Here is a 3071-nt window from a genome sequence, read left to right on the forward strand (position 1 = left end):
GATCAGGTGCCGGCGCGGCGATAGATGCCATTCGGATCGAGCGCATCGACCACGAACAACAGGACAGGCCCAGGCTGGGCCGGAATGCCGCAGGTCAGCACGGCGCTGCCATCAGCCTTCGGTCGGACAAAGATCGGATCATGGCTGCACTGGCCACCGCGCAGCGCGAGCATGTCGGCATCGGTGAACGTGCCGTAATAGCCATCGACCATCCAGCCCGGCACGTCCTTGGCGCTGGCCAGCGAGTCAGGGTAGTTGTACTTGACCAGCTTCAGGCCAAGCCAGGCAAAGAGCCCGGCAAAGGCCAGCAAGCCGACAATGGCCAGCGGCGACAGCCCGCGCGAGGGTTGCGGCGCGCGCACGTCAGCCGCCATTGCGGAGGATGCTGCCGCGACGCCAGGCGCGCACAGCCATGAAGGCACCCACGGCCATGCACAGCATGTAGGGCCAGATGCCCAGCATGTCGGGGAGCGACTGGAAGGCCAGGCCGGGCGGGTCGGGCTTGAAGTTCAGCAGGCCCAGCAAGCCCAGGATCAGGGCGACCAGGCCGCCGATGAATTCAAGGCCGTGCCAGCGCAGCACGAAGGCAAGAGTGCTCGGGGATTTCATGGAAGTCCTTTCAGTGGTGAGGTTCAGACAGGTTGAGGGGAATTCTGCTCGTGGGCAACAAAGCGCTCCACGGCGGCCAGGATCAGGGCGTGCGTGATGCCCTGCATGTAGCTGGGGATCAGGAACGGCTGCACGCTGTAGCGCGAGCTGAAGTCGAACTTGAAGACGGTCGCGCAGCGGCCGCTGGTCAGCCAGCTCGAAACCTCCAGGGTTTCGGCGTCACGGCGGCTCACCGTCAGATCGTCAAGGGTAGGCGTCGGCATGGTCAGTCCTTCATCCAGCGCTTGGCCAGAGCCAAGCAAGCCTTGCAGGTCGGGCGCGGCCGGTAGGGCTGGCCGTCGCCATCGTGGGCGCGCTCGATCACCTTGGAAGACCAGCGCTTGCCGTTGGTGCCGGCAGCAGCGGTGCAGAGGAAGTCGCCGGCCTGGCGCACCAGGCGGCCGGCCGTCAGCGGCTCCAGCAGGTAGACGTGCTCCACGGTCGCGGCGCTGCGGCCGTCGCCCCAGGACGTTTCGGACAGCCCGGAAAGCACGTCCTTGATGCCCACGTCCCAGGCCACTGGCAAGGCGAGCCGGGCATTGAATGCCTCGGCCTCGGCGCGTGCGCGATCCAAGCGCGCGCGGCGTTCCTGTTCTCGTGCGGCCTCGGCCGCGCGCTGTTCAGCGGCCGCCTGCTCGATGTCGGCCACGGTGGCGCACACGAAGAAGCCGGCATGGTTGAGCCACACGCGAACCGGCGTGCCGGGCTCGGGCGACTCGGCGCGCAAGCGCAGCGAGACGCCCTCCACGGTCACGGCGCGGTCAGCGCCGACCGTGGCGGCGTGCTGGCCCTGGCGCACGCGGTTGAACCACATCGGTTCGAGCATGTCCGGGCCAGTGACGGGGTAGGTCTTCATCGCGCGCCGTCCGTGGGGTCAGTAGCCGTGCCCGAAGCGCTCAAAGAGCGCGAGCGGCGGCAGCAGCGAGGCGATCAGGCCGGGGCCGTCGCCCTCGATGGCCAGGCGCGGCGCAGCCGGCGCGCAGGCCTGGCGATAGCCCAGGGCGAGAGCGGCCAGCAGGATCAGCATGGCCAGCGCCTGAGCTGGCCGGCGAGCTGCGGCGCGAGGCGCAGCCGCGTGCGGGGTGTTGTCGTGGTGCATGGCGGTCTTTCTGCGTGGTGTTGGTCGAAGGACTACAGCTCGGAGCTGCCGACCCATTGGGTGCCCAGGAAAGCGTCCCAGGCCTCCCCCTCGGGGATGGCCGGGCGCACGCGCTCAAGCGCGTCATGCGTCCAGCCGGAGGCCGGCGCAGGGATGGTGGCCAGCTCCTGGCCATCCATCGCCACATAGCGCAAGGCCTCGGACTCGTGCCCGGTCAGCAAGTCGGGCTCTTTGGCGGTGTTCGGACGTGCAACGATCATGGGGCTCCCCTTCACGCGGCCAGGCGCATGGATTCGTTGTAGGCCTCGGCCGCATCGGCGCGGTCGTCGGCCTCGGCCTGGTAGTAGTCGCGCCTGTCGCGGATCAGGGCCAGCGCAGCGTCCTCCAGGTGGTGATAGTGCGACTCGAAATCGTGGGCGCTGCAATGCCCGGATGAGTGCCGCCAGACGATGCCGTACTGCCCGGACGGGTAGAGGCGGATTTGCAGGTGGTAGTAGAAGCGCGTGTGATAGCCCAGCTTTTCGCTGTAGACCACAAGGCCTTCAGCCGGGACATCGACGGCGCTGGCCAGCGCGGCGATCACTGCATTGACTGCGGCGGTGAGGATGGACAGGTGACGCACGGTGAACCTCCAAGGGATGGGGTGTTTGCGTGACTGGCGCATGGGGTCTGCTCACTCCATGCGCCAGGCCTGCGCTGCGGATCAGCGGCGGCGGTTGCCCTGGGGTTGCTGGGTGCCGGCCTGCTCGGTGCGGTCGTAGTCGCGCATCCAGTCGTCGTGCTCGGCGTTGCCGGTGCCGGCGTTGCCGGTGCCGGCGTTGCCTTGGCGGCCGCCATTGCCGGAGGGCTTGCCCAGGTACTGCACGCGCTCGGCCTCGAAGTTGAAGCCGCCCTTGCGTTCTTCCTGCTTGTACCAGCTACGGATGCGGCCGATGACGGCCACGGCCGAACCCTTCTTCAGATACTTGGCGTCGTTCTCGGCCTGCTTGCCGTAGGTGGTCACGGGGATGAAGTCGCATTCCTCGTGCTTGGTGCCGTTGTTGTCGTACCAGACGTTATCGACGGCCACGGTGTAGGTGACGGTCGGCGTGCCGCTGCCGGTGTAGCGCAGCTCGATGTCTTTGGTGACGTTGCCAATGATGGTGAAGGTGTTGATCGCGGCCATTTGGAAAACTCCTGAAAGTGGTTGATGCCTGGTCTATGTCTGATGCCCGTTGGTCATTCGTTCATCATTGGGTTTATTATAGGGGCAAATGGGTTGACCGTCAACCCTTTGGAAGAAAAAAACAACCTTTATTTTTGTCAAAAAGGGTTGACTTCTTGG

The 3071-nt window shown here is 66.2% G+C and carries 8 protein-coding genes; all 8 read right to left on the reverse strand.

The genetic code is table 11. From position 1 onward, the window contains the following. Positions 1–2: 2 nt before the first annotated feature. Complete coding sequence (locus tag BFE01S_RS36620; protein WP_028229700.1) at positions 3–374, reverse strand: hypothetical protein; 372 nt, start codon at positions 372–374, stop codon at positions 3–5. Then, on the reverse strand, positions 364–609 hold the full coding sequence (locus tag BFE01S_RS36625; protein ID WP_028229701.1) for a hypothetical protein: 246 nt from the start codon (positions 607–609) through the stop codon (positions 364–366). Before BFE01S_RS36625 ends, BFE01S_RS36620 begins: the two co-directional genes overlap by 11 nt. Before the next feature lie 23 nt (positions 610–632). Continuing rightward, complete coding sequence (locus BFE01S_RS36630) at positions 633–872, reverse strand: hypothetical protein (RefSeq protein ID WP_028229702.1); 240 nt, start codon at positions 870–872, stop codon at positions 633–635. Positions 873–874: 2 nt separating this feature from the next. Continuing rightward, positions 875–1504: a hypothetical protein gene (locus BFE01S_RS36635; RefSeq protein ID WP_212745809.1), complete on the reverse strand. Its 630-nt coding sequence runs from the start codon at positions 1502–1504 to the stop codon at positions 875–877. Positions 1505–1522: 18 nt separating this feature from the next. Continuing rightward, on the reverse strand, positions 1523–1675 hold the full coding sequence (locus tag BFE01S_RS44900) for a hypothetical protein (protein ID WP_156967285.1): 153 nt from the start codon (positions 1673–1675) through the stop codon (positions 1523–1525). Between the two features lie 104 nt (positions 1676–1779). Continuing rightward, a complete protein-coding gene (locus BFE01S_RS36645) occupies positions 1780–2007 on the reverse strand; it encodes a hypothetical protein (protein WP_028229704.1) in 228 nt (75 codons plus the stop codon). An 11-nt stretch (positions 2008–2018) separates the two neighbouring features. Then, positions 2019–2369 (reverse strand): hypothetical protein, encoded by a 351-nt coding sequence (locus BFE01S_RS36650; protein ID WP_028229705.1) that lies wholly within the window; start codon positions 2367–2369, stop codon positions 2019–2021. Positions 2370–2450: 81 nt separating this feature from the next. Further along, positions 2451–2912 carry a single-stranded DNA-binding protein gene (locus BFE01S_RS36655; RefSeq protein WP_028229706.1) on the reverse strand — a complete coding sequence of 154 codons (462 nt, stop codon included), beginning with the start codon at positions 2910–2912 and terminating at the stop codon, positions 2451–2453. Between the last annotated feature and the right edge of the window lie 159 nt (positions 2913–3071).

It is taken from the genome of Paraburkholderia ferrariae NBRC 106233, assembly GCF_000685035.1.
Lineage (GTDB): Bacteria > Pseudomonadota > Gammaproteobacteria > Burkholderiales > Burkholderiaceae > Paraburkholderia > Paraburkholderia ferrariae.